Raw genomic sequence first — 25,654 nt, 5'->3', positions numbered from 1 at the left:
ACCAGTTTGGGGCTTACATGCTCAATTTAGACACTAGTCAATATTTTCAGTAGTTTTGTACAATTTTTTATTCTCTTTCCCTAATACACGGTCTCCTTATAGAAAAATCCTGTATCCAACGGGCGATTTTTCGGCTGGATAGCTTCAATTTCAGCAACTAATTGTTCTTTTATCTCCTCGTATTGTTCACGGTCGTCGGTACATAAATCAACCGCTTTACGATATTTTTTCGTCACTTCAACAATATATTCCGATGATTTTAGCACCCCTTCAATTTTAAAGCTGTCAATACCCGCATCAATTAATTCCTCTAGCTCATCAATGATGCAAATATCGTTCGGGCTCATAATATGTGTCCCATTTTCATCCTCGAAAACTGGATATTTAGTGCCGCGTTCTTTATCATGAAGAAACATCTGATCTTGTTTTGAACGGTTTTCAACCTTCATCGTTTTTCCTTGGAATTCATAATAGTTGCCGATTAATGTGCGCCTTGACTGAAACATCGCGGTCATGCCATGAACTTGGACTTCGATTTCTACTTCCGCATTTTCTTTCGTTTCAATAATTGCGTCCAAATTCAGTTCACGTGCCAATACTGCTCGCTTTGCCCCTTTACGGCCCCAGTAATTACATGTGTACCAATTGGTTGCGAGCGTTTCGGTGTTCCAATGCAATTTCATTTCTGGAGCGACTTCTCTTACTGTCATTAGTGCAGCAGGGTCTCCAAAAACAATCGCATCAGCATTGGCTTCTTGAACAAACGTTACATAATCTTTTAATTCTTCAATTTTATCATTATGAAAAATGGCATTAATCGCCACGTAAGCTTTCATCTTATGTTGATGTGCTATCATAATAGCCGTTTTTAAATCGTCTCTTTTAAACTCTCCAGCAAGGCGCAGGCCATAGCGCTCCTCACCAATTAAAATGGCATCTGCTCCTGCTTCAGCAAGTAATTCAATATCTTTTATACAAGTTGGTGTTACTAAAATTTCAGGTTTCTTCATTCTTTTCACCTCTTACGGCTAATGGCAATTCCATCCCCAACCGTTAAAATCGTTGTTTCGAATTCAGGATGATTCATAAGCCATTTGTTATAGCCTTTAATTTTGTCAACTAAGCTTTGATGACGTTTTTCTTCCACATTAGCTTTGGCAACGAATCCTCTGAATAAAACATTGTCTGAAAAAATAACTCCATGATGATTTAATAACGCACTATATAACTCAAAAAATCGCATATATTGACCTTTGGCAGCATCTATAAAAATACAATCGAACGGACCATACTGGCTAACTTGTTCTTTTGTCTCAAGAGCATCACCAAATATGACCGTTATTTGTTCTTGCAAGTTCATAGCAGCTATATTTTCAATCGCCTTATCATAGCGGATTTTATCACGCTCAATTGTTGTAATTTGAGCGTTTGGCAACGCTTTTGCCATCCTTATCGCTGAATAGCCAATTGCCGTGCCGATTTCTAATATTACCTTTGGCTGAAGTAGCTTTAAAAACTGAAGCATCGATTCCATTCCAACTAGTTCCATAATTGGGATACGATGCTCTTTTGCGTATTTTTCTATTTCAATAATAGCTGGCTCCCTTTCAGGAACCAGACTTTCAATATAAGCAGTTATCTCATTAGATATGAACAAAAAAAGACCTCCTCTATCAAATAGAGTTGATTGAACATCTCATGGCTAAAAATATATGATGACATATGGATGAAGTATTCAATCTAATAATTCATTGGAACTGAAAACGTGACAATCGTTCCAACTTCTATATTACTCTTAATGATTAATCCATGTCCATAAAGACGTCTTAAACGTTTATCCGTATTCAATAGACCAATCCCGCCGTTCTCATTTGTTTGATAGGAAAGTAATTGAGCTACTTTCTCTTCGGACATCCCGATACCATCGTCTTTAATCATGATTTCAACATTATTTTCAACTTTCCGCACTTGAATTATAATCGTTCCACCATTTGGATGCTTTAATACCCCATGATGAATTGCATTTTCTACAATCGTCTGGATTGAAAGCGGAGGAATAGTAACATTAATCCCTTTATCGACCTCCCAAATGACATTTAACCGCTCCCCAAATCTTTGTTTTTGAATAAATAAATAGGAGCGAACAAGTTCTAATTCATTCTTTAATGAAATAACTTGTTTTAAATTCCTAACATCAAAACTTGCTTGTAAGTAATTTCCAAACTCATCTAATAAATCTATCATTTTAACCGGATTTGTTTTACTTAATGCTGCAATCGAATTCAATGTGTTAAATAAAAAGTGAGGGCGAATTTGCGCCTGTAGCCACGCTGCTTCCATACGTATTCGTTCATCAACCGAATCTTTCAATGTAGCCAATGCCTTAATCCTTGTAACCAATTCTAATTTCTCAACAGGTTTTATAATATAATCATTTGCACCGTAGTGAAAGCCTGTTTGTGTCACTTCTAGCTGATTTTTTGCCGTTAATAATAAAATCGGTAATTCCGTTAACGAAAACCGCTCACGAATTTTCTTTGTAAGTTCATATCCAGACATGTTTGGCATCATTACATCAGTGATTACGAGATGCCAACTTCCCATAGACAACAATTGTAATGCCTCTTCACCAGAAGAAGCGGTAATTACATTAAACTTTTCTAAATACAATGTTTGTTTTAGTACTTCCTGATTAATTGGGTCATCATCAACGACTAAAACCGACGGCCACCCCTTTTGAACGGCTGGAATCTCTACTTCGTGTCCTCTCGTATTTTTGTCTGATTTATTCAGAACTTGTACTTGCTTGTTGTCACTTGCTAATGGAAGGAAGAACGTGAAAGTTGTCCCCTTCCCTATCATCGACTCGACAGATAAAGTTCCTCCATGCAACTTAATTAATTGGTCACATATACTTAATCCTAGGCCACTACCGCTTTTTTCCACCGGACTTATAGTAGCCCGCTTAGAAGATGAGAAAATGTTTTGCAATATTTTATCATCCATGCCAATTCCACTGTCTTTCACACTAATCAAGGCAAATTCGCCTTTAACCTCGGCACGAACAACAATTTCTCCTTCATTCGTAAATTTAACGGCATTATGAACAAGATTAAAGACAATCTGAAACAAGCGATTTTTGTCCGCCTTGATTTCTGGGAAATCCTCCAAGCCCTCCGTTCTGAAGGCAATGTTTCTCCCCTCTGTCATAAAGCGGACCATATCGAATACACTCAAAACAACAGATGATAAATTCACTCGACCTGTTTTTAAGATGATGCCACTTTCTTTAAGTTTGTCGATTTCGAGTAAGTCACTAAGGAGAAGTGACATCCTTTGACCTATATCAATGATTGTTTGTAAATTTTTTCGATTTGTTGCTGATAAATTAGATTGTTCTGTTTCATATACTAGTTGAGAAATATTGAGTAAGCCATGCAATGGATTTTTCAGTTCATGTGAAGTAATCGCTAAAAATTCATCCTTTTGTTCAGCGGCTACTTGCAGTTTCTTAGCTAAACTCTCACTTGTATCAAGCGCTTCGAAAAAACGACTAAACCAAAACAGCGCAAAACCAGTTACCCCTATGACCACATCTATTGGATAATAAGGAAATGACACCCCACCATGACCTTTAATCCAACCCCAAACAAGACTGAAGGCAATAGCAAACATACCAACTAGTAAAGCAATTGAACCCTTTTTCTGATGTAACACAGCTTTGAACAAAAGAAATGGGATAACAAACGGAAAAAATACCATTAAAACTGTGAACAATATAGGAACTATCAGATTAAATTCCAACAATACCGCGGCTAAAATCGTACTATATAAATAAGACAATAGTTTGTAGATGAGCCTCATTCCCAGTCGATTTTCAAAAAACTCAGGGAACACATCTTTAAAAAAGTAAAGTAAAAAAAATATAGCACTTGAGTATGATACATAATATAGTTTATTCGACCACTCAAAACTGATAGCTGGAAATAGATAAAGAATGATTCTCTCATCATTCACAAGGATTGATATAGCTCCAAATAGGAACGCCATTGCTAAATAAAGCAATCCTTTTTTTCTTGCATAAAAAATAAAAATAATGAGTGCATATATAAAATGAATTAAAAATATAAAAATACTTATAAAGTGTAATAATAAAGAGATTACTTGTGCCTTTTTAATCGCATCATACGAACCAAATTGAATCGGTTTTAAAATCCCTCCAGAACGTTTCAACTCAAAATTGGCAACATGGATGAGCAATCGAATTTCTGATGCATTATCATTTACAATCACTTCAAATGGTCGATAATCAGCTTGAAATAAGGCTTTATCTTCAGAAATCTCTCCAAGCTGAGCGACTTTTTCACCATTAATATAAGTTCTGGAGCTTGCACGGATATCCTTAAAATAAAGACTAAACATTTGCTTTTTTTCTTCATTTAACAAAATCCGTAAATAATAAGTTCCTACTCCAAAAGGTTTTTGTTCTTCATCTTCGACTATCCCCTTCCAATTTCTTGGAACTTGAATGTTCTCGTGTTCTAAACGACTTAGTTCTTCCTTAGATAGTGTTGGATTGATCAACTGATTTTTGAAAAATAACCACTCTCCATTAAGAAAAACGACATCATCAGAATCTAAATCTACATCTCTTAAATCAAGTATGCCATTTTTTGCAGTAGGAAAATTACTTTGTTGATGTATTCCCATCCAAATAAAGCGAAAGCCTATGAGAGACATAATGAGCAACCCTATTATTATGAAAATCTTCCTTTTTTGTCTACTATTTTTCAATTTGTTGCTCACCATTTGTAACTTCCTTTACGTTTATAATTTTTTTGCAAGTTAATTACTACCATTATAGAAATAAGAATAGACGCATTCAATCTCAAAATTGTTTTCTCTACAAAAAAATGGACTATGATAGGCTCATTACCCATCATAGTCCATTTAATTATAATGCTTTTATTTTTCTTTTAAAGATCATTAGGGAGGCTCCAACAATAAGTAACAGAATCCCAACAAATAATAGTGGTAAATTTCTCTCTTCACCAGTTTGTGGTAAAGAACGTTTTGTAGTTTGCGAGTTAGACTTGTCTGAACCTTTTACATTCGTTGATTTGTCTACACTTCCACCGTCAGGCGTGCTACCACTTGGCGTGCTGCCACTAGATGTGCCTCCACTTGGCGTGCCTCCATCTGGTATGCCTTCACCTGGCGTGCCTCCACCTGGTGTGCCTCCATCTGGCGTGCCTCCACCTGGCGTGCCTCCACTTGGCGTGCCTCCATCTGGTGTGCCTCCACTTGGCGTGCCTCCATCTGGTGTGCCTCCACTTGGCGTGCCTCCACTTGGCGTGCCTCCATCTGGTATGCCTCCACTTGGCGTGCCTCCACCTGGTGTGCCTCCACTTGGCGTGCCTCCACCTGGCGTGCCTCCACCTGGTGTGCCTCCACCTGGTGTGCCTCCACCTAATGTGCCTCCACCTGATGCGCCATCGTCACTTGATTGAATAGGCTCCATTTCAAAGTCATGTTTTACGATATTATATTCTACCGAAATCGTCGGGCTTCTATAGTCCTCATATCCTGGCTTTTTCGCTACGATATAGTAATCCCCCTTAGGAAATACTAACCACGCATAGTTGCCGTAATCGCTCACATCATCGTTCCATACTGGTACCGAGACGCTCGTTTGCGGGTTTTTGTTATTACTTGGTGCAAAACCTGGTAATTCTGGTAAGTCTACAAGCATACCTGGTGTTCTTCCATTTGCTCTATTTCTAGGAGTATCTGCGTAGTATAGCTCAACTTCGACTCCGCCTATTACATCGCCTGTTTTGCTATCGGTAATCTTACCGTACGGGTCAACAAGCTCTTCGTGGATATTAGTAATTTCACCATCTGGATTGATTGTTACTGTAATTTTGCCCATTACCAATTGACTGCCATCTTCCAGTTCAACAACGACAACAAATTCATGCTCCCCTGGTTCTAGCCCTTCTACAGAGAATACTCCGTCTTCATCAACATCACTTTCCTTGTTGCTTCCATCTTGTTTAATTTGCTTAATCCTTACTTTCTTGATTAAATCTTTCTTGAAGATTTTTCCTTTGTCGTCAAGTGCCAATCGAAGAATCGCTGCGTTACAGCTGTCTTTATAGCTTACGACAATTTCAGAAAGGAATTCTCCATTTGCATAAACATCATATGTTCCTGCTGGCAAATTAATTGATGGAACCGTCACTATGCTGTTTGCATCCGTTATTGCTGTTACTACTGAATTACCCTCTTTGTCTTTCAACTCAATTTGTACACCTGCTGCAAAAGGCTTACCTTCGGTATCTTTTACTGATAAAGTAAAATTTTCACATGATGGTGTTTGTTGAATTTCAGCAGTGCATCCATTTTTATAACTAACAGTAAGTTCACCTAGTTTTATGCCGCCGTTGTAAACATCATATTGACCTGCTGGCAAGTTTTCCGATGGAATCGAAACTTTACCATTTTCGTTTGTTTCAGCTGCTGCTTCTTGATTTGTCACCTTGTTTTTCAACGTGATGGCTATACCTTTCTCAAACAGGTTACTATCGACATCACGCACAGTGACCGTAAAATTAGGGCATATTGGTTTTGGCTGGACATCATTTTCACAAGCAATATTCGTTGTAAACGTATCAAATGGTGCAGGTGAATCACCTTCAAAAACGTCATATTCGCCTGCTGGTAACGGTTTAGTCGTTCGGACTTTACCATCACTGTCTGTTGTTAGCCCTGTTTCCATTTCCTGTCCATCTTTATCCTTGATTGTAATCGCAACACCAGCTTCACGTGGATTGCCATCAACATCTCTTACTGTTAGTGTACACATTTCGCAAGTTGGTACTTCTATTACGGTAGCTTCACAAGGAGAGTTTTTATACGTAATCGTTACGTCACCGAGATATTGTTTGCCTTCATACACTTTATAAACACCTGTTTGTGTTGCTGAAGGTACAGTGAATTGACCATTTGCATCTGTTGTTGCTATAATTTCTGGTGCTGTACTATCTGTTCTATGTTTCAATGTTACTGTTACATTCGGGCGTACAATCTCCTTTGTATCTTTGATTGTAATTGTAAATAGATTACACTTTGGCTGAGGTTGGAGCTCATATTGACAAGTGCCATTATAAGTTACTGTTACTTCACCAAGTGTAACATCTGTTCCACCTTCATTTATCGTAGCCGTATATAGTCCTGCTTTAACTTTATCAGATGTAAGTGTAATTTCCCCAGCACCGTTTGTCGGTAAAGTATGCACCTGACCTGTTGCCTTGTTTGTTAGTGTAACATTTTTATTCGCTACTATGTTTCGGTCAACGTCTTTAATTGTTAAAGTAAATTGCGGACACATTGTCCCTGAACCTGTTTTAAAGTTTTCAACTTCAACGATTTGCTTGCCATTATATGGTCCGCTCTTTTCAACCGACTTACGGTCAAGTTTAAATCTAATATCGCCTGGATTGTCGTAGCCTGCAACAGTAGTTTCTTTTAGCGTATAGTTACCTTCTGTCAACTTCATACCAAGGTCAAATATTCCATTTTCATCTGTTTTCTTGGAAAGTAATGCAACGCCTGACTGGAAGTCACTATATAAAGTGAATTCCACATCTTCCATCGGTTCACCTGTGGCTCCGTCTGTTTTTACGACAACAAATGGTACTTTTACTGTCGTTCCAGAATTTCCGTATCTAAAGTTACTGATTGAAAAATTATTTGAAGCCTGGTTTCCGTCGTTACTCACATAATTTACTTGTACTGCATTTTCTACAGTTAAGCCGTTATCACCCATGTAAATCGTTTCATATTCAATGTAATACGCACTGTCTCCGTCTGGTAGTTTTAGCTCAAACTTACCTTCTTGAATATTGACATTTAATTGATACGTACCTGCTTGCACTGTTCCGTTTGGATCATATTCGGCACGGGTTGTTAACAGAGTATTCTGTTTTGTTGCATTATAGCTAGCACTATCAGACTTTCCACTTAATTCTACTTGATAAACTTTAAACGAGTCTGGTTTAATAAGCTGATTCGGATTACCTTCACCATCTTTACCGACTGTGTCCGTAATGACGATGTTTTTAAGATCTGACTGGGCATAGTTAAATTCAAAGTTCCACTTTATACCCGCAGTTGATTGAATTTGACTACCCTTTTTCGTAATCAGTTTATCTGTGTAGTTGACCCCGACTGTTTTCGTCCAAGAAGCGTTTGGAGCGGCTCCATCTTTTAATGTTGCGTTGTTCGTTATTTGCACCTTACCTGCTGTTTCAGGGAATACACGATCTGTATCATAAGATTTATAAGTTACCTTATAAGGTACAGAAATAGCACCTAATGAAAATGCAATCTTATGAGGTTCCGTCGCCGTATTCGTTACGTCAACATCCTCTCCTGGTTGGAATACTCCAGCTGAATTCAACGTTCCTTTGACTACTTTGATGCTCTCAACGTCAATCGTTTGTGTGTTAGGTAATACATCTTCAAAAATCGCATTCGTTAACGTGTTGTAGTTGAAGTTCAGTTCCACTTCCCACTCAAACTGTTTCGTTTTGTAGTTGTACACACCTGTCTTTTTACCATTTGCTGTTTGCTCTGTAGCAACAGAACGCGTTGCAGAATCTGATGGTGCAGCTGGTAAACCAGAGTTATTTATCTTAACATTATTTTGGAACTCACGATTATTTGAACCAATGTCTCTGATGTCATAGTCAGTTGTGTACGTAATGACAACTTGTTGATTTGTTCCGTTTGTTAATGTAATGTCGAAACCAACTTTACCCCTATTCGTTAGTGTGTAACCTACACCTTCAGTAAGTTTTTCACTACCAACAGTTACGACTAATGTTTCTTCCTTCAACTCCATATTTGGATTCGTAAATGTATCTTTGAATGTCGTACCTGCATCTAAACTATAACCTGCTTGGTTTGCTGTAATCGTCCATGGTATTGTTTTGTTTGCGTAGTTCACGTTACCAGCAGATTTGTTTAACATGAAATTATTCTTAGAATACGTTACAGTATCCCCTTTTGAAAGAGTTACATCACTACGTGTAACTGTGTTTGTTACTGTCATATTACTAGTAATATACGTATCACTAGCTGGTTTTGTTTTGTACTTAATAACGTATGGTTTTGTAACGGTTTGGTTAAATTGAAGTGTGAAACCTTGACCATTATCCGTTCTTGTCCATTCATCCCCAGATACTGGTGTTGTTCCATTTTCTTCGTAAACGTTAAATTCAGACATCACTTGTGTTTTCGAACCGCTTCCACCAGTTGTTGACCAACTATCTGTCAATTTGGCATTCCCTTGTGTAATCGTACGTTTATTAAAGTTATACTTAATCGTCCACGTTGTTTCTAAATTAGCATTAGGTCCTGAATACTCCTTGCTTAATGGCGTTCCGTAATTCACCGTTGCCTCTTTCGTTACCGCATGCGCTGTACCATACGTAGCGCTATTTTTATACGTAATGAACTCATTATTTCCTGGATCATCTGGAATCGTGTTATACGTAATTTCATACGCTTTCGTTCCGTCCAAGCTGATTGTCATTACGGTGTTAGAACCAGTAAAAGTTGGTGTGATCCCTGCAGGAGTTCTGCTTAAAACGTTACCATCTGGTTTCATCGTCAGTTCAGTAATGGTTACTGAACTTGTAGCAAACTTATGTCCACTACCATTATTCGCACTTAATGTATCTGTGAATGTTACTGGGTTTGACGTATTTTTTAAATCGGTGTTTACTGTGACTTTCCATTCGATATAGTCACTATTAGTGTTACTTTGGATAGGATTGCCACCATTATCTACGTAAGCTATTCCATTATTTTTTGTAATCGGCTGACCATTTAACGGTGTGAAATTAAGCGCAATATTAGCTTGGCCAGGTAAATCAATTCTTTCGTTCACATTGTTACCTATGTTGTTAAATGTTGCAGCAATGTAAAAATGCGCACCTGGTTCAAAACCTGTACCATTGAGTCCATCGTGAATATTCTCATTGAATGTAATAATAATGTCATTACCATTCTTTGTAATATCTCCTAGATCCCCAAATTTAGTTCCTTGTGGGAATGTAATATTTGTGAAAATATTCGGCAATGTATACGTCATTGTTGTACCTGGACCATAGTCATGTCCTGCAGCTAGTTCCATGTTGAATTTAAACTGTGCTGTTTGACCGTTTTGTACAGTAACAGGTCCAGGTCCTGTAACAGTCTGACCACCGACCGTGAACTCTGTACTTGTCATGACGTCTTCTGGTGGCATTATACTTGCTGACTGAGTACCAAACGGCATCATTTCCATAAAAAACGTAGCGACTTTATCTAAGAGGTTTTCTGGTTCTTCTTCAACTTCCTCTTCTACAACAACATTATCCTCTTGCTGCAGTTCTTCTTGTTGTACTTCTTCTTGTTGTACTTCTCCTTGCTGCAGTTCTTCTTGTTCAGATTGTGATTCCGTTACTTCTTCGGTTGTTGAATCTTCAATAGGCGACTCTTCATCAGCAACTTCATCGCTAACGCCATCAATCGTATCATCTATGACCTCACTAATAGAAGAAGTTTCTTCACCTTCATTTGCACTTACTTGCAGTACGGGTGCTATACTGAAGAAGTTGTTCATGATTAATAGGAAGGAGATGATGATAATTCTTAATTTTTTTTTCATGTTTACCTCCTGTAATAAATAAAGAAATTGTTTACTAGGAGATAGTTAGTTCATTAACTGCTTTAATTTTGCCTGCACAATTAATCGGTCGGTCGGATTTTTCTTCCCGATTGGCGTACAAGTGACCAAAGTAATCAATGGCTCATCTTTGTCTGTCAAAACACCGATCTCTTTCTTATCGACAACAAAAGTATCTGCAATGACAAACTCAAATGTTCCATCCTTGGTCAAAATCTCAATTTCGTCATTTGCGGTTAACTCTCCTAGTCGATTAAAATGCTTGCCATAAGCGAGGGAGCGATGACCTGCGATACCGACATTATTTACGCCAATTTTTTTTTCAGGTTCGATAGTTCCAGCGCCATTCTTTAACGACGATTGCCCTGCACCTTCAAAAATCATCATCTCAAGGTCGATTTCAGGTATGCGAATAATGCCAACGGCTCCTTCTAACAACTCCACTTGCTCATTTATAGATTTAGAATTCACTTCAATCGCTGCTGATTCCTCCGCATAAGCAAGCTGTTCGAACGTAGCCACAAGCTCTTTTTGTTTTGTATCCGAAAAAACCTTCTCAATCTGTGGATACAAAATAAGACAAAATCCTACGATAACAAATAACACCCCTGAAACAATTCGCAATGCCCTCTCCCCCCTAACAACGTTTTTTTTCATCACCTCGATTTCAAACTTTTAATTTTAAGTATTTTCAGTCTTTCAAAGAGTTTACTTTGTCAGATTTTGAAAATACCTATAAATCTTGTAAAATTATAACTTTTCATTCTGAACAAATTCTGAAAAAAAAAAAAAAACGTAACTCATAATCATAAGTTACGTTCGTTTCAAATAACGCCCAAATGTTTGTTGAACTTTCACAGGAGTCTTTACACCTAGTTCTTCTTCAAATAGCATTTTTCTTGACTCATAAAACTTAATTAATTTTTGCATATCTTTCATTTCACCATAATATTTCAATAAACGTAAAATATACACCTCATTATACGAATCAATCTCTACCATTTTCTCCAAACATTGTTGCACCAATAAAGGACATTCTTGATTGTTTATCGATTTCATTACAAAATCCTCAAAAAAATGAAGAACATGCTCTTTTAATTCGTGTTGTACTTGGACGGCCCATTGATAATCTTCTTCTTCTAAATACCCTCCACAATAAAGACTTAATAGTTGTCTAATGTTTTCTTCGGTACTTTGCCTAGAATAAATGATATTTTCAATTTCTTCAACATCGCTTACAATCGGTACACTAAGTACATAATGATCATTTACTAATTGAATAGATTTATCAAATCCGACATTTCTTAACGTTTTTCTAAGCTGATAAATCGTCGTATGCATAAGTTGAACTGCTTTCAGAATATCCACATCTGGCCAAAGCTCTTCAATAATACGTGCCTTATGGACTTTTCCACTATGATGCCATAGTAAGATAAATAATTCTTGAACTTTACGTGTACGCCATTTTATTAGTTTTTTATTCTTGTCTACAAGTTTAAAACCTCCCATAGCATAAGCGGAAAGCTTACATTCTATATTATCACTTGACACATTTTTGGAATGTTCGATGACTACCTTTTTTTTCATCTTTTCTACAGCTTTCCGCAGCCGTTCACTACTTACAGGTTTTAAAATATAATCAATCGCATTTACTTCAAATGCTTCTAAAGCAAATTGTGGATAAGCGGTAGCGAAGATAATTTGAATGTGACCGTAATGGTTCATAATCTCTTTTGCTAATTCTAAGCCATGTATTGCCCCCATCTCCATGTCAAGAAAAATGACATCAACTGATAGTTTTTCTAATACATGTAGAACCTTTTCTGGATTCGTGAACTTTCCAACAATTTCAATTCCATCTATTTCCTTTAGCAAAATATCCATTACATCTAAAGCAAGCTGCTCATCATCTACTAATAAAACCCTCATTTTTTACCCCTTAAAAAATAGTCATACTTCCTGAAAGGAACTATATTTATTCAGCCTTTTTAAGTTCATCCCATTCATGCTTATATTTATTTTTAATCGTATTATGCTCATTTAAAGTATTTGTGAATATCGTTTCACCGTTAGGACGGGAATAAAAATATAAATAATTAGCATCTGTCGGGTTAACGGCGGCTGCCATTGAGATTTCACCTGGGCTTGCGATGGGCCCCGGTGGCAGCCCTTGAATCTTATAAGTATTATACGGCGAATCCACTTCTAAATCTTTATAGGTGATTCCCACCTGATGTTTTCCTAACGAATACAACACAGTTGGGTCTGTTTGTAGTGGCATCTTTTTCTTGAGACGATTATAAAAAACGGTCGAAATCTTTTCGCGATCTGCTTTTACTGATGCTTCCTCTTCAATTAAAGAAGCTATCGTCATAAACTCATGGATAGAAAGACCATTTTCCGCAATTTGATCTAGATATGGAGAAACGACATCCTCTGTTTTTGTAATCATATTCTCAATAATTTCCTCTAGCTTCGGTTCTTTTTCATAAAAATCAAAAGTAGCTGGAAAAAGATATCCTTCAAGCGGATGGCGTATATTCTTTTGTAAAATTTCTTCCGATAAAATGGATGGATATTTCTTTATTAAACTTTCAACATACCCACGATTATCAAGTTTTTCAATAATTTCCTTTTCACTATAATTTGTCTTCTTAGATATAATAGTTGCAATTTCTTCTAGCTGCTTTCCTTCGGGAATGGTAATTGTAAATTCAGGCTCCATCATCACTTTGCCTGTTTTTAATTGCGCAATAATATCGCCAAACTCCATCGCTGGACTAAGTTTATAATCACCAGCTTGAAATCCAGCCTCATTTTTAAATTTGACATAATAACGAAAAACAGTGGCATCTTTAATAACCCCGTTTTCCTCTAGAATATTGGCAATTCCTCTTACCGAAGAACCGATTGGTATTGTTACGTTAATTTGCGATTGATCCTGTTTATTAACTGGCTCTAGTGCTGACTTTATGTAAAAATAACCAGCTATCACTACAGCAACGATTACGATTAAAATGCATGAAATAATAATAGCGACAATTCTCCGAACTAAGCGTGCTTCTTGTTCTCGTTCGAAAAGTTTCGCATCGTTATCCTTTTTGTTAAATCTACCCAAAAAAACGCCTCCTTCCTGTCCGTATTATTATACTATATGACTGACAAATTTCGAGTGATTTTTTTTAGAAAAAAAAAGACGAACCAACAAGTGGTCCGCCTAACATATCAACTCATTGCCTACTACGGCTAACGTATTACTCTTCTTCCTTATCTTCCTCTTCGGTAAAGGTATTCAACATTTCCTCAACTATATCCCATTCTTCATCAGTTTCAATTGGGAATAAAGCAAGATCGTCTTCGTCATCGCCTTGATCCTCAAAACGGAAAGCAAATACTTCGACCTCTTCGTCTTCATCTTCACTTGCTCCAACAGGTTCCACGACCATATAAGACTTGCCAGTTTCCTCAACATCAAAAGTGAATAAAACTTCAAACAGATGCTCTTCACCTTTTTCGTCAGGAATTATAATTCGCTCTTTTTCTACTTTAGCCATTTCATTTTCCACTCCTTATTGTTTACTATCAAGATAGCCTTGTAAAATCATGACAGCTGCCATTTTATCAATGACTTTTTTACGTTTCTTGCGGCTAACATCACCACTTAAAAGAACTCGTTCAGCTGCCATTGTTGAAAGCCTTTCATCCCAAAGAACTACCTCGATATGGAAGGTCTTTTTCAAGAGTTCTGCAAATTCAAGACAAGCTTCTCCGCGTGGTCCAACTGTGCCATTCATATTTTTTGGAAAACCAACCACTATTTTTTCTGGATTATACTCATCTATAAATGTCTTTATTCGCTCAAAACCAAAATTATTTTGCTCGACATCTATTTTAATTGTTTCAATCCCTTGTGCTGTCCATCCTAATTCATCACTGACAGCAACGCCAATTGTCTTTGTTCCAAAATCTAGACCAATCACTCTCATTTTAGTTGTTGCCTTCCCGATGAGTCTCTAGATAGGATTTCACTAATTCTTCAATTAATTCATCTCTTTCAAGCTTGCGAATAATATTGCGTGCATCTTTGTGGCGCGGAATATAAGCCGGGTCCCCCGAAAGCAAGTACCCTACGATTTGGTTAATCGGATTGTAGCCTTTTTCTTGCAGTGCTTCATATACAGTAAAAAGTACATCCTTAACATTTGTATCAACTGGCTCATCTTGAAAGTTAAAACGCATCGTATTATCCATTGAGCTCATCTTGACACCTCCGTTCTAGAAGTTAGAGGCGAGAGATTGCTCTCACCCTACTTGTCCATTTTAGTTTATCTTTATTTTACACTATAATTTGTAAAATTACGAAATAGATTTCATCCACTCTTCTGCATAATGTAAGGCTTCTACTAATTGCTCGGGATTTTTCCCACCTGCTTGGGCCATATCTGGACGACCACCACCGCCGCCGCCACAGCGTGTTGCTACCTCTTTAATTAATTTTCCAGCATGGTAGCCTTTCTCTATTAAATCGTTTGTTACACCTGCAGTTAAATTTACTTTATCTTCATTAACAGCACCAAGAATGATAACAGCTGATCCTAGTTTTCCTTTTAAATCATCTACCATTGTTCGTAAACTATTCATATCTTTCACATTTACTTTCTTCGCTAGAAGTTTAACGCCATTAATTTCTTTTACTTCATTTACAAGGCTAGATGATTCAATATTGCTAAGTTTTGCTGCTAATGATTCATTTTCACGCTGCAGTTGACGAATTTCTCCGTTAAGAGCCTCAATTCTTGCTGGAACTTCCTTCAGATTTGTTTTTAACTTATTCGCTGCTTCTTTTAAAAGATTGATTTGGTCATTCATCAACATGTACGCGCCTTGAGCTGTTACCGCTTCGATTCGGCGAGTACCTGCGCCAATTCCTGATTCTGCAACAATTTTAAATAAGCCAATTTGCGCTGAGTTCGAGACGTGACAGCCGCCGCAAAGCTCTAAGCTGTATTCGCCTACTTTAACAACGCGAACAACATCACCATATTTCTCACCAAATAACGCCATTGCTCCCATTTCTTTTGCTTCTTTTAAGCCTTTGTTGGAAATTTCTACATCAAGGCTGTTCCAGATTTTGCTATTTACTATTGCTTCAACTTCGTCTAACTCCTCTTGTTTAACTTGTCCAAAATGTGAGAAGTCAAAGCGCAGACGCTCAGGTGATACTAAGGAACCTGCTTGCGCTACATGGTCGCCAAGCACATCTTTTAAGGCCTGGTGTAGCAAGTGTGTTGCTGTATGGTTTTTAATAATGGCATTGCGCTTCTCTTCATCGATCTTCGCTCTGACTGTCTCGCCTTTTGTTAAGCTACCTTTTTCAACGATGACCGAATGAAGATGCTGACCATTTGGCGCTTTTTGCACATCTTTGACACGAAGAATAAGATTATTGTTCACTAAATAACCTTGGTCAGCAATTTGACCGCCTGACTCAGCATAAAATGGCGTTACATTTAAAATAATTTGCGCTTCCTCACCCGCTTGGACATGCTCTACATAATCATTATTTTGTAAAACAACTTCAATGCGAGCCTCAGCATCAGCTTGGTCGTAGCCGATAAATGTACTTTCTATCTTAATATCGCCAAGAACGCCGCCTTGTACTTGCATTGAGCCTTCATCATGGCGGGCGCTACGCGCACGTTCTCGCTGTTTTTCCATTTCGACATTGAAGCCTTCTTGGTCGATTGTCATCCCTTCTTCTTCGGCATATTCTTCCGTTAACTCATAAGGGAAGCCATATGTATCGTATAAACGAAAAGCATCTTCACCTGGAATTACAGTGCTATCTTTCTTTTTCGCATTTTTGATGACTTCAGAAAGTATCGCTAAACCTTCATGCAATGTTTCATGGAAACGTTCTTCTTCATTTTTAATTACTTTTTGAATAAACTCTGTTTTTTCTTTCACTTCTGGATAATAGTCAACCATGATTTCACCGACAACTGGCACGAGTTCAAACATAAATGGGCGGTGAATATTAATTTGTTTTGCATAGCGGACAGCACGGCGCAGCAAACGGCGTAATACATAGCCACGGCCCTCATTTGACGGCAGCGCCCCATCCCCAACCGCAAAAGTAACGGTGCGAATATGGTCGGCAATTACTTTAAAGGCTACATCCTTTTCTTTGCTTTCATTATATTTTTGACCTGAGATTTCTTCTGTCGCTTTAATAATTGGCATGAAAAGGTCAGTATCAAAGTTTGTTGGCACTTCTTGCATGACGGATGCCACGCGCTCCAAGCCCATGCCTGTATCTATATTTTTCTTTGGAAGTGGTGTGTATGTATGGTCTGGATTATGGTTAAATTCAGAGAACACTAAATTCCAAATCTCAAGATATCTTTCGTTTTCTCCGCCTGGGTAAAGTTCAGGATCGTTCGCATCATTGCCAAATGCTTCGCCGCGGTCGTAAAAAATTTCTGTATTCGGGCCGCTTGGACCTTCGCCAATATCCCAGAAGTTTCCTTCAATCCGAATAATTCTTTCTGCAGGGATACCAACATCGTTTAGCCAATAATCGTAGGCTTCATGATCCTCAGGGTGGATTGTAACTGATAGTTTTTCTGGCTCAAGACCTAGCCATTTTTCAGAAGTCAAAAACTCCCAAGCAAATTCAATCGCTTCTTTTTTAAAATAATCGCCGATGGAGAAATTCCCAAGCATTTCAAAAAAAGTGTGATGTCTAGCTGTTTTGCCGACATTTTCAATATCATTTGTACGGATTGATTTTTGTGCGTTGCAAATCCGTGGATTTTCAGGGATGACACGTCCATCAAAATATTTTTTTAACGTTGCCACACCGCTATTAATCCATAATAAAGACGGGTCTTCATGTGGAACTAGCGAGCGGCTAGGTTCTACAGCATGTCCTTTTTCCTTAAAGAAATCAAGATACATTTGCCGAATTTCGGCGGCAGTTAATTTTTTCATCGTAAATCCCCCTATTTCATGTGAATTATATTTCAACTATAAAAAAAGCCCCCACCCCTACAGTAAACTGCAGGGACGAGAGCTATAATTTCCTCGCGGTACCACCCTGATTATGAAAAAAATCTTCATCACCTTTAAAACCTTAACGCGGTCAAACGGCTTAGTTTTAAACACTAAACACTCAGGAGCAGCTTTCGATTACACTTCATTTAAAGTTTCTTTCAGCCTAAGGAAACTTTTCTCTAGAAATTGGGCTGTAATCTACTTATTCCGTCATCATTCAATCATATTAAACATTCACTAAATCATTTTAGACAACTACCGTAGCGTTTGTCAAACATTAATCATTTGTATCAGCCATTTGTATCTGTTTTTCAAAGTTCAGTTTTAAATGTGTGACAACAACGCGAAAAATTGCCAAAATCGGAACGGCCAATATTAAGCCTACAATACCTGCCACTTCTTCCCCTACTAAAAGCGCCAAAATAATAACAACAGGATGCATTTGTACGCTTTTTCCGACGATTAATGGGGATAAAATATTCCCTTCTATAAATTGCAAACAAAGGATAATAACAGCAACAATGATTACCATTTTCATTGAAATCGTTGATGCAACAATAACGGCAGGGACTGCACCAATGATCGGGCCAAAGTAGGGGATAAAATTGGTAATCCCAACAATAGTTGCAAATAAAAGCGGATAGCTCATACCGGTAATCCAAAAAGCAATGGCGGCCACAACGGCGATAATTACGCAAACAAATAGCTGTCCTCGTAAATAATTGCCGAGCGATTCGTCGATATCTTTTAATAGCTCTATTCCCGGCCTTCTCCATTTCCGCGGCGTTATATACCAGACTGCTTTTTTAAATATGTTAAAATCCTTTAGCATATAAAAAACAATAAACGGGACTAAGGCGAAAAGCACTAGAGAATTGACCAGGTCTTTTACAAACTCTAAAAAAGAAGTAATAAGTTGGTTAACCGTATTTTCAATTCCACTTAACCCTTGTTCGATTCGAGCGTGAATTTCGTTTGGAAAATGTTCCGTTCTAAAATCAATTTCTTCAAGCCAACCGCGATATGTATTTACTAAATAAGGGAGATTTTCACTTAAATCCTTTACTTGTTTAATGATTTGCGGAAAAAGCTTATAAAGGCCAAAGCCTAATCCTCCGAAAAAAAGAAAATAAATACTCAAAATCGCAACCGTTCGTGGGGCTCCCCGCTTGTGTAATCCTTCTACTACAGGCAGCAACAAATAGGTAATAAACCCGGAAATAAAGAGTGGCAGTAAAATTGTTAAAATAATTTGAAAAATTGGTTTCCAAATGGGGGTTAGCTTCAGAAATACAAAAAAACATAAAAATATGATTAGCAAGGTAGTAGCTCGAATTAACCATTTATAGCCTTGGGAAGCTCCCATATAAATAACCACTCCTTATATCTGTCTATTTACACAGAAAAGAGGCTGAGATTCCTGCCCCAGCCCCTTCTTCTTGTAACTTATTACTTTCAACCGCCTAATAAATAGCCCTAGAAATACGCCTTCTCATTTTTTTCATCGTTCTGCTATTGATGAAATTATTGTTCCCCCTACTCATACTATAAGCGGCAGCCCCGATTCCTAATGCCAATAGAGACGTCATTGTTTTATTCATAACAATCACCCCTAGAAAAAATTTTTTCACATTCCCAATCGCAAATCCTCTTCTGTAAAAAGGTCATCTAATGAACTTAACGTACCATCTTCTTCAACTTGGTGGGTATATAGTCGATCTTTGTTTACTGTTAGCTCGATAAAGCAATTCCAGCAATAATATTGGTTAACACCGATTTTCCCAATATCCTTACTGGCACAATTAGGGCACTTCATCATGGGTATTGTCACTCCTCTTTGGAAGAAACAACTGGAATGTTCCTTGTTTCTAACAATTACAATTTTGTTAATTTAAATCAACGATTAGGATACTTTCGCCTATTGTCAAAGGTGCTCCAGATTTATAAACCTTGCGGCCTTCTGTCATATCAGCGAAAAATCCGTCCGTAACTTCATACCCTATAATGGTGCCCAATTCTTCCCTAAAATATACATCTTCTACCAACCCAAGTTTTTCGCCTTCAGTCGTCACTAAAGGTTTGCCAATAATTCGCTCCTGGCCATTTTGAAGAAAATGTACTCCATTTCGGTTTTGCGTCATTTGCTCTTCAGTTGTTGGTTCATTAGACAACATAATCCCGTCCATTCCTATTGAGGAAATTTGAGAATAGGGAATAAGTTTATTTTTTTTTAATAACCCCTTTGTATCCACCATCAAACCATTGACTGTACCGTTGTTATCAAAACAAAGATCTAAAACTTTACCGAGCTCCTTACCTGTTGCTTGATTATAAACTGGTAAATCTCTTATTGACGAGAACGTTCGCAATAGGACCCCACCCCTCGAACATTCTTTAAACAATGTAGACAATCAGTTTTTAATCGTATATAAGAGTTGATCAAGGCAGTCAACTCATACTTAGATTACGGATTTCACATAAAATCATACGGTGATAATGTTTCCATGTTTTCTTCATTAACCTCGTCGACGTCCTTTTCTCCAAAACGCTCGATTAGCTTTGATGTCAATGTTGTTTGTCGTAAACCTTCATCTTGGCGCGATACACCACTCTTCAGGGCTTCTTCTTCACCACAAAGAATTAAATAATCTTTACTGCGAGTGACAGCGGTATAGATTAAATTTCTTCTTAACATTCGATAATATCCCTTTACAATTGGCAAAATAACAATTGGAAATTCGCTTCCCTGTGACTTATGAATAGAGCAGCAATAAGCGTGGGTTATGTTATTTAAATCTTGCCGTGTATACATCACTTGCGTTCCTTCATAATTGATGAAAATTTGGTCTTGTTTTTCGAGATTCTCCTTCGCATAAATAATGCTGACAATTTCACCGATGTCACCGTTAAAAACATTATCATCAGGCTGATTGACAAGCTGCAGTACTTTATCGCCAACACGATATGCAATTTCCCCAAAGATTAGTTCTCGTTTTTGGTCGGATTTTGGGTTAAAAAGATTTTGCAGCATTGGATTTAATGCATCTATTCCAGCGCTGCCCCGATACATAGGAGCTAACACTTGAACATCCTTTGCCGTATAGCCTTTTTTTAGAGCGTTTGCACTAACTTGACGAACTACTTCCAAAACCTGGTTTTGCTTGCATTGAAAAAAAGCTCGATCCACCCTCGGTTTCGTAATATCGTCAGGTATTACACCATCTTTAATACTATGGGCCAAATCGATAATGGAAGAACCTTCTGATTGGCGATAAATATCTGTAAGGCGGACTGTATTTATTTTTCCCGATTTTAGTATATCCTTTAAAACTTGGCCGGGACCAACAGATGGCAATTGATCCTCGTCGCCGACGATGATTACTTGGATTGCTGGTGGCAATGCCTTAAATAATTGGTTAGCAAGCCACACATCGACCATTGAAAATTCATCAATGACCACGAGCTTTCCTTCAATCGGATCATCTTCATCATGATTAAAGCCTTCATTACCGTTCCAGCCAAGGAGTCGATGAATCGTGACAGCTGGCAAGCCAGTTGACTCTGTCATTCGTTTTGCCGCTCTACCTGTTGGTGCACAAAGAATGATTGGAAAACAGTCATCTTTATCATAATCTTTATGGTTTAAAGAACAGCCATGCAGTTCGGCGTAAATTTCAACAATCCCTTTTATAACTGTCGTTTTCCCAGTCCCGGGGCCACCAGTTAAAATCATTAGTGGAGAAGAAATGGCACTTTGAATGGCAGTTTTTTGTGAGGGAGCATATTGCACATTTAATCTTTCTTCAAGGCCGCCAAGTGCCTTTAAAAATTCAGATTCCGGAAACTGTTCCGTGTATTCTTTTTGCTCTGCAATTCTTTTTAAGCTTGTCACAATGCCTTTTTCGGAAAAATAAAGCGATGGCAAATAAACTCTGTTTTCTTCAATAATTAATTTTCCTTCTTCACCAAGCGCGATTATTTCCCGAGAAATATCGATTTCGGACACTTTCGTTTCTTTTGCCTTTTCATTAATTAATTTATAAATCTGGATTATGTAAGGCTCTAGCAATGAATAGACATGGCCTTCCTGCAATGATTGCTGATTTAAAATATAAATACATCCAGCACGAATTCGATCTGGGTGGCTTCCTGATATCCCTAACATTTGTCCTAATTCGTCTGCCCTTGCAAAGCCAATCCCTTCAACATCTTCAATTAATTTATAAGGATTATCTTCGATGATTTCTAACGTGTTTTCTTTATATGTTTGGTATATTTTCATGGAAAGCTGTGGACCAAATCCATAATTAGCTAGAGCAATCATGATTCGCTCTAACCCTTGGTGGTGCATCAATGTATCATATAATATTTTTGCTTTTTCCTCGGGAAACTTCGGAATTGTTGTTAAAATGGAAGGGTTTTCTAATATTTTTGAGATGGCTCGCTCTCCTAATGTATCTACAATTTTTTTTGCCGTTTTTTTGCCAATGCCGGTAAATAAATCGCTTGAAAGGTATTGAATAATGCCATCCTTTGATTGTGGTAATTCCTTGCGAAATTGATTGATTTGATATTGCATCCCATAACGAGGATGTTGATGGAAGCTACCAAAAAATGTATAAGATTCATCTTCATGTATGTATGGAAAGTAACCAGCAACGACGACTTCTTTTTCATCATATTGCTCATTCGTTTCCATAATGCGAATTCTTGCAACAGAATATAAAGTCTGTTCATTGTGAAAAATCATAACAATGATTTTTCCTTTAATAAATTTTTTTTGTTCTTCAATAAACTCTATCGATTGCTGTTTTTCCATCGTTATTCCCCTTTGAAGCTTTGTTTAATGCTTTCGAAACAATTGTTCCACATTTTTCTTGCCATTTGCTGCTAAAAAGTGATCAGGTTGAATCTCTAACGCTTTTTCAAACATAGTAAGTGCTTTTTCTGGCTCGTCTTTAAAAGCATAAGCAACACCTAAATTATAATAGCTATCTGTATGCTCATCGTTTAACTCGATTGTTTTTTCAAAATGCGGAATCGCTTCATCAATCATTTCCAACAATGCTAAACATAAACCATATTGGAAGTGGGCATCTTCGTCAAATTCATTTAGTTCAATCACTCTTTGAAAATAAGGAAGAGCCAGTTTTTCTTGACCGAGCTGGGCCAAGCTCATCGCCAACATAAAATAAACATCTGCTTCCTGTAAGCCGAGTTTGATTGCCTGTTCAAAATTGTCTTTTGCTTTAATGTAATCTTCTTGATTGTAATATGTATTTCCTGCTCCATAGTAAGCAGTCGCTAAAGTGCTATCGATTTCCAACGCTTTGTTAAAAAACGCAATCGCACGGACATGCTCTCCAACTGCAGCAAGTAAATTACCAAAGTTAATATAAGCAATTGGATTATTCGGGTTTTCCGCAATAACTTCATTGAAAATCTTTGCAGCATCCTCATACTTCCCTTGCTGCATATATTGAATGCCGAGGGTATTTTTATCTGTCATGCTTTTTTCTCCTTCTTACATGTTCTTGTTTTATATGCTTAAGAAGCAAGAGAACCGTCCGTCCCCTACTTCCTACACGTATGTTAAGCGTTCATTATTTTTGTAAACTTCATCAATGGTGGCACCGCCTAAGCATTCGTCACCATTATAAAAAACAACGGATTGGCCAGGCGTGATTGCTCTCACTGGCTCCCCAAAGATCACCTTTACAATATTATCATCAATTATTTCTACAGTTACAGGGATATCAGGCTGACGGTAGCGGAATTTCGCTGTGCAGTGAAACGGCTCCATTGGTTTTTGGTCACTAACCCAGCTCACATTAACGGCAAGAAGGGAATCAGAATAAAGAGCCTCATTATGAAAACCTTGGCCAACATAAAGAATGTTTTCTTTTAAATTTTTACCGATGGCAAACCATGGTTCTCCTGCGCCGCCAATACCTAAGCCATGCCTCTGCCCGATTGTATAATACATGAGACCATCATGGGTTCCCTTCACTTCACCATCTAATGTCGTCATCTTCCCAGGCTGTGCCGGTAAGTAGTTGCTTAAAAATTCTTTAAAATTACGTTCGCCGATAAAACAAATGCCGGTGCTATCCTTTTTAGTAGCCGTTGCTAAACCAGCTTCTGCGGCGATTTTCCGAACTTCAGACTTAGGGAGTTTTCCGAGCGGAAACATTACCTTTGAAAGCTGATCTTGTCCTAATTGATTTAAAAAATACGTTTGATCTTTATTATCATCAACACCGCGTAACATCTTGTATTCACCGTCGCGATATTCAACTTGGGCATAGTGGCCTGTCGCTAAATAATCGGCTCCTAATGTAAGAGCATGCTCTAAAAACGCTTTGAATTTAATTTCTTTATTACACATTACATCGGGATTTGGCGTTCGTCCTGCTTTATATTCATCTAAAAAATACGTAAATACCTTATCCCAATACTGCTTCTCAAAATTAACAGCATAATAAGGAATGCCAATTTGATTGCAAACACGAATGACATCATCGAAATCCTCGGTTGCTGTACAAACACCGTTTTCATCCGTATCATCCCAGTTTTTCATAAAAATTCCGATTACGTCATAACCCTGTTGTTTTAAAACATAAGCGGCAACTGAGGAATCAACACCACCAGACATCCCGACGACAACACGCATTTCTGCAGGTGTTTTTGAGTTTTTCATAAGCTATTCACCACCTACTTCCTATTAACAATTTTAGCTATTTCAAATGAAGCCTTTTCAATTTCCTCTAGTGTGTTTCCCAAGCCAAAACTAAAGCGAATTGAATTTGTGATTTTATCCGAATCTTTCCCATACATAGCAACTAAAACATGAGAAGGGTCAATTGATCCCGCAGTACAGGCAGATCCGCTTGATGCCGCAATACCCGCTAAATCGAGGTTCACAAGCATCGATTCTACATTTGTACTAGGAAATGAAATATTGAAAACATGAGGAAGCAAGTCCTTTGCACCTTCACCATTCACATTAAACTGAATTTTTTCTTTTTGAAAAACTTCAAGCATTTTTTGTTTAAATTGCTCATATTTCTCTCGTTTTTCAAGCATATCCGTTTGCGCCAAGTGAACCGCTTCTTTGAAGCCGACAATACCAGCAACATTTTCTGTTCCTGCCCGACGTTTCCGTTCCTGTTCACCACCATGTTGGCGCGGAATAAGCTTCACACTATTTTTCACATATAAAAAACCAATCCCTTTAGGACCGTTTATTTTATGAGCGGAAACAGACATTAAATCTATATGCAATTCTTTCACATCAATAGCTTGAATCCCATATGCTTGAACAGCATCCGTATGGAATAAAATATTAGCTTCTGAACATAGCTCGCCAATTTCTTTAACAGGTTGAATTGTGCCGACCTCATTATTTCCATACATAACAGACACTAAAATAGTAGACTCCTTAACCGCCGCTTTTAAGTCCTCTATACTAATTTCGCCGTGATTGTTTACAGGCAAATAAGTAATCTCAAAGCCTTCTTTTTCAAGTTGTTTGCAAGTATGAAGAACGGCATGATGTTCAATAGCCGTCGTAATAATGTGATTGCCTCTGTCCTTATGGGCATTAGCAACACCAAATAGAGCGGTATTATCAGCTTCAGTGCCACCGCTCGTAAAAATGATTTCGTTTTCAGTTGCATTGATTGATTTAGCAATGAACGCTCTCGCTTCATCTACCTCACGCCGCGCTCTTCGGCCAAAGGAATGAGCACTCGAAGGATTGCCGAAAATATTAATCATAATCGGCATCATTGCTTGAGCTACCTCTGGATGGGTAGGAGTTGTCGCGGCATGGTCTAGGTAAACTGGTTGCTGCATGTT

Annotated in this window: 19 protein-coding genes and 1 other annotated feature; all 19 genes read right to left on the bottom strand. The window is 37.8% G+C overall.

Features of this window, described 5'->3' with window-relative positions; genetic code table 11:
• Positions 1-80: 80 nt before the first annotated feature.
• Complete coding sequence (locus GX497_06780) at positions 81-1,010, bottom strand: U32 family peptidase (GenBank protein HHY72918.1); 930 nt, start codon at positions 1,008-1,010, stop codon at positions 81-83.
• Between the two features lie 5 nt (positions 1,011-1,015).
• Positions 1,016-1,657 (bottom strand): O-methyltransferase, encoded by a 642-nt coding sequence (locus tag GX497_06775; GenBank protein ID HHY72917.1) that lies wholly within the window; start codon positions 1,655-1,657, stop codon positions 1,016-1,018.
• Between the two features lie 83 nt (positions 1,658-1,740).
• A complete protein-coding gene (locus GX497_06770; GenBank protein ID HHY72916.1) occupies positions 1,741-4,794 on the bottom strand; it encodes a response regulator in 3,054 nt (1,017 codons plus the stop codon).
• 160 nt (positions 4,795-4,954) lie between these two features.
• The gene (locus tag GX497_06765; GenBank protein HHY72915.1) at positions 4,955-10,720 is read right to left on the bottom strand and encodes an LPXTG cell wall anchor domain-containing protein; all 5,766 of its coding nucleotides are present in this window, start codon (positions 10,718-10,720) and stop codon (positions 4,955-4,957) included.
• 45 nt (positions 10,721-10,765) lie between these two features.
• Positions 10,766-11,362 (bottom strand): class D sortase, encoded by a 597-nt coding sequence (locus GX497_06760; GenBank protein ID HHY72914.1) that lies wholly within the window; start codon positions 11,360-11,362, stop codon positions 10,766-10,768.
• A 189-nt stretch (positions 11,363-11,551) separates the two neighbouring features.
• On the bottom strand, positions 11,552-12,667 hold the full coding sequence (locus GX497_06755; protein ID HHY72913.1) for a response regulator: 1,116 nt from the start codon (positions 12,665-12,667) through the stop codon (positions 11,552-11,554).
• Positions 12,668-12,713: 46 nt separating this feature from the next.
• Positions 12,714-13,856, bottom strand: a complete 1,143-nt coding sequence (mltG, locus tag GX497_06750; protein HHY72912.1) for an endolytic transglycosylase MltG — start codon at positions 13,854-13,856, stop codon at positions 12,714-12,716.
• Positions 13,857-13,992: 136 nt separating this feature from the next.
• Positions 13,993-14,292: a DUF1292 domain-containing protein gene (locus tag GX497_06745; protein ID HHY72911.1), complete on the bottom strand. Its 300-nt coding sequence runs from the start codon at positions 14,290-14,292 to the stop codon at positions 13,993-13,995.
• A gap of 15 nt (positions 14,293-14,307) precedes the next feature.
• A complete protein-coding gene (gene ruvX / locus GX497_06740) occupies positions 14,308-14,724 on the bottom strand; it encodes a Holliday junction resolvase RuvX (protein HHY72910.1) in 417 nt (138 codons plus the stop codon).
• 1 nt (position 14,725) lies between these two features.
• Positions 14,726-14,998 carry an IreB family regulatory phosphoprotein gene (locus tag GX497_06735; GenBank protein ID HHY72909.1) on the bottom strand — a complete coding sequence of 91 codons (273 nt, stop codon included), beginning with the start codon at positions 14,996-14,998 and terminating at the stop codon, positions 14,726-14,728.
• Positions 14,999-15,094: 96 nt separating this feature from the next.
• Positions 15,095-17,731, bottom strand: a complete 2,637-nt coding sequence (gene alaS / locus GX497_06730) for an alanine--tRNA ligase (GenBank protein ID HHY72908.1) — start codon at positions 17,729-17,731, stop codon at positions 15,095-15,097.
• Between the two features lie 68 nt (positions 17,732-17,799).
• Positions 17,800-18,017 (bottom strand) — a binding site (T-box leader).
• Between the two features lie 54 nt (positions 18,018-18,071).
• Positions 18,072-19,160 (bottom strand): AI-2E family transporter, encoded by a 1,089-nt coding sequence (locus tag GX497_06725; GenBank protein HHY72907.1) that lies wholly within the window; start codon positions 19,158-19,160, stop codon positions 18,072-18,074.
• 97 nt (positions 19,161-19,257) lie between these two features.
• Positions 19,258-19,395, bottom strand: coding sequence for a DUF3918 family protein (locus GX497_06720; protein ID HHY72906.1), 138 nt, complete (start codon positions 19,393-19,395; stop codon positions 19,258-19,260).
• Positions 19,396-19,421: 26 nt separating this feature from the next.
• Entirely contained in the window at positions 19,422-19,613 is a 192-nt protein-coding gene (locus tag GX497_06715; GenBank protein HHY72905.1) for a hypothetical protein, read from the bottom strand.
• Positions 19,614-19,680: 67 nt separating this feature from the next.
• Entirely contained in the window at positions 19,681-20,163 is a 483-nt protein-coding gene (locus GX497_06710; GenBank protein ID HHY72904.1) for a photosystem reaction center subunit H, read from the bottom strand.
• Between the two features lie 104 nt (positions 20,164-20,267).
• Positions 20,268-22,613, bottom strand: coding sequence for an ATP-dependent RecD-like DNA helicase (locus GX497_06705; protein HHY72903.1), 2,346 nt, complete (start codon positions 22,611-22,613; stop codon positions 20,268-20,270).
• 24 nt (positions 22,614-22,637) lie between these two features.
• Positions 22,638-23,303, bottom strand: coding sequence for a tetratricopeptide repeat protein (locus GX497_06700; GenBank protein ID HHY72902.1), 666 nt, complete (start codon positions 23,301-23,303; stop codon positions 22,638-22,640).
• Between the two features lie 72 nt (positions 23,304-23,375).
• On the bottom strand, positions 23,376-24,494 hold the full coding sequence (gene mnmA / locus GX497_06695) for a tRNA 2-thiouridine(34) synthase MnmA (GenBank protein ID HHY72901.1): 1,119 nt from the start codon (positions 24,492-24,494) through the stop codon (positions 23,376-23,378).
• 14 nt (positions 24,495-24,508) lie between these two features.
• Positions 24,509-25,651: a cysteine desulfurase gene (locus GX497_06690; GenBank protein HHY72900.1), complete on the bottom strand. Its 1,143-nt coding sequence runs from the start codon at positions 25,649-25,651 to the stop codon at positions 24,509-24,511.
• Positions 25,652-25,654: the final 3 nt, after the last annotated feature.

This window comes from Bacillus sp. (in: firmicutes) (assembly GCA_012842745.1).
GTDB lineage: Bacteria > Bacillota > Bacilli > Bacillales > Bacillaceae_J > Schinkia.
This window is presented reverse-complemented; position numbering and strand designations above follow the sequence as displayed.